Source organism: Mesorhizobium sp. ORS 3428 (assembly GCF_001854785.1).
Taxonomy (GTDB): domain Bacteria; phylum Pseudomonadota; class Alphaproteobacteria; order Rhizobiales; family Rhizobiaceae; genus Mesorhizobium.
On sequence record NZ_MDFL01000052.1, the window covers coordinates 1 to 3481 of the forward strand.

Annotated in this window: 1 protein-coding gene; it reads right to left on the reverse strand. The window is 70.1% G+C overall.

Translation table 11 applies throughout. The annotated features are described in order from the left end of the window. Positions 1-3481: shikimate kinase (locus ORS3428_RS06620; RefSeq protein ID WP_071095721.1), on the reverse strand; the 3481-nt coding region annotated here is incomplete at both ends.

Sequence of the window (3481 nt, forward strand, 5' to 3'; positions counted from 1 at the left end):
GGTAGCTGGCCGGCGTATGGAACTCGACCTCGAAGCGATAGCCCTGCGGGGTGCTGAACACGGTGCGGATGGCGAGGAAGCGCGGCGTGCGCATCCTGAACCAGTTGGTGGTCTCGACCTCGCTGCAGCCGCGCTCCTCGAAGGCCAGCACGGCCGCCTTGAAGGCGCGCGTCAAGGCCGCGTCCGGGATCTCGAAGACATGGCGCACCGCATTGGTGACCAGCTGGGCCTCGGGCGCAGCGCTGACGCTCTGGCCGGTGAGCCCGTCGGCCATCGAATCGCGCCCGCGCAGGCGCTGCTCGAGATGCGGCATGGAGACGTCGATGCCGGCCTGCCGCAAAAGCGCGGCGACCGCCTGCGCGTTCGCGGTGATGGCGCCTTCTTCCGCCGCGGCGCGCTGGGCCGCGCGCCTGGCGTGCTCCAGGGCCTGCTCGCGGCTCAGCGTGATCGTGGCGGCGGGGTCGTCGGCGGCGGCGACGTCCAAGGGGCTGGGCAGGATGCCGTTSGCGGCGGCGAGCTTGRTCGAGGCCTCCATGACCGAGGCCGCCAGCGTCGGATTGTCCTTCAGATCCGCCAGGCTGGCGTCGACGTCGAAGCGGCCCTGGTGCAGCGTTGCCGCCAGCGACTTGACATAGGGCGCCGGCTTCAGGCCCGGGATCTGCTTCAGGAGCCGCTGCAGTTCGGCGCTCTTCTTCATGAACAGCCGCGCCCCGGTATCGGACTTGTAGGCGTCGGTGCCGACCTTGATGCCGACGCTCAACAGGTTGATGGCGCTTTCATGCAGATCGTGCGGGTTGTAGCCGTCGGGCCGCGGCGTGATGCGCGCCCGGCAGTGGTCGAGCAGGAGCTCGACGCGCTCCCTGGCGTCGGCGGCCGCCGGATAGGATTCGGCAAGCTCGGGAAACAGCGCGCCGGCGGCGGCGCTGACGCCAGGCCCGGTGACGCCGGGCTGCGCGCTTGGCTGCTCCCCATTGCCCTGGAGGGCCCAGGCCTCGAGCTCGCTGACCAGCAAGGCGGCCAGTTCGCGGGCCACCGGATGCCGRRCCGCCTCGCCGTCCTGCCTGGCCCTCTSGAGGAGCCCCTGCATGGCCTGGCCGTCCGGCCGCTCTGCCTGCAGCTGGGCGCGGATGTCGGYCYTGAGCTCATGGTGAATGCCCTCGTAGGTGCCGAAGACGGCACGCTCGGCAAACCAGCGTTGCGCTTCAAGCGGCTGCGCCAGGAGGTTGCGCTGCAGGCAGCTGTAGGTCTCCAGCACCTGCTGGGTGGCCGACAGGATCTGCCGGGAGCGGCTGAACTGGTAGCTGCCGTTCTCGATGGCCGGCGTGTGCGACTTCRGCGGCTTCAGCGAGGCCTGGCCGCGCGCCTGCTCCTTCTGGTCGAACTGGCGCACATGCTCGTAGAGCCTGGGCCGGTCGCCGACGATGACAACGGTGTCGCCGTCGAAATCGCCGTCGAGCTTCTTTTGTTCGGCGCTCGGCACCGCAACCAGCGAGCCGGGCGCGAACACCTCCGTCGCCTGCAGGATGCCGACGCAGTCGAGCCCGGTRTCGGCCTTGACCCGGTCCTTGCCCTCRAGCCAGTGCGAATGGCACTTGACGTCCTCGGCCGACATCACCACCGAACGCTCGGCGAAGTCGGCCGGCCACATCTGGTCGGGCACAACGATCAGGATGCCCTTGGCAAACAAGGTCGGATCGTCGGCGGCAAGCCTYTYCCCCGACTTGTGCGCGACGTTGAAGCTGTACTGRAAGGCCACGCACCGGTCCAGGAAYGCCGCGGTCGCGTCGCCGTCGCGCGCCGACCTGACCTGGYCGGCGGCGAACGGACGCAGGTTCGGCTTGTCGTAGGGCGAGCGCCCGACAAGCACGCCGCCGTCGCCGGTCAAGGTCTCGCTCTTGAGCGTCGGCACATAAAGGCGTCCGTCGCCGGACGGCACGGCGACGGCGCCCGGGCCGTCGATGTGGCCCGAGGTGACGGTCCGAAACAGCTCCTCGGCCGTCAGCCKMGGCTGCTTACGGCTGCCGAGCCAGGCCTCGGCCTTCTCGCGCGTCTCCTCGGCCACCGCTGCGCTGCGCGGATAATGCTGCAGGGCCGAGGCCGGCACCGAGGTTCGCTTGTCCTGGCCAAAGACACGCACCGGCGCGGCGCCGTCCGGGCGCACGGCCCGGGCGATGGCCGGCATGYGCTCGGCCAGCGAGGCCCTGATGAAGCCGCAGCCGTCATGCGGCCGCAAGGCGATCGGGCCGTCCGGCCCGGCGAGCCTGAAGGGATGCGCTGCCCCTGCCGGGCGGTCGGGCAGCAGCGACAGCCTGAAGGCGCCTTCAAGCGCATAGTCGTGCGGGCCAAGTCCGGCGATGTCCGGCGGCGCGGCAAAGCCGCGGCGCTGGGTGTAGTAATAGGCTTCCTTGAACGGCGCCCAGGCCCGCRCCAGCTGCTCGAAGGCCGTCCCCGGCGCCGTGTCGGCATAGGGGATCGCCAAAAGCTTGCCGCCGGTGGCCTCGTCGGCCGCGCCGGGCAGGCGGGCGGCGAGCTGGGCCAGGGTCTTTTGCGGCGCCTTCAGCTTGCTGCCGCCGAACAGGTCCATGCGGTAGGGCACGCCCTCGACGCTGAGCGTGCGCGCCAGCATGAAGGCGCTCGGCTTGCCCGGCAGCTGCACCGCAACCACCTTGACAGCTCCCGATGTCAGGCGGTGGAAGATGGAATAGCGCAGCTCCGCTTCGCCAGGCAGCGGCCGCCCCTGCATGTCGACCACCGGCAGCCGCATCAATCCGGCATCGCCCTGCGGCGGCCGCGGCTCGTGGTCCATGGCCTCAAGCACGCCATGGACATCGAAGACGGCGGCGRCATGCTGGGCCTGGATGCTCGGCGCGTTCTGCGCCATGAAGGTGTCGAGCGCGTCGAGCGGCCCCTCCGCCTCGATCTCGGCGATCACGTTCCAGCTCATGTTGGAAAGGTCGGCCTCGATGAGGGCGCGGGCGCTGTCCAGGATCTGGCTGGTCTTGGCGTGCAGCTCYTCCTGGCGGCGCCGCAAGGCGAGCTTGTCGCCCTCGACATAGGGCCGCCGGTAGAGCTTCTCCAGCACCGCGCGGGTCTTGAGCACCTGATAGATCGACAGCGCCGGGCAGCGRCTTGCATTGGCGCCGCTGTCGCGCTCGGCCTGGCCKGCCTCGAGATGCGCCTCGATCTTGCGCTCCACCACCGGCTGGATGGCGTTGAGCAGGTTCAGCGCCGACCTGCGATACCAGCGCAACGCCGGCCGCCGGCTGCGCGCCAGCGGCAGCAGGGCGACGCACAGATTGCCCATTGTCTCCAGGTTGTTGTCGCGCTCGAAGGCGGGCGTGGCGCGCAGCGCCTCCAGCMGGTCCAGCCCCGGCTTTGCCAGCACACCGAGATCGTCGGACAACTGCGCCTTGCTCAGGGCCTTGAAGATGTTGGCGATGGCCAGGACATCGGCCTGCTGCAGCCGGTCCTCGGCATAGTG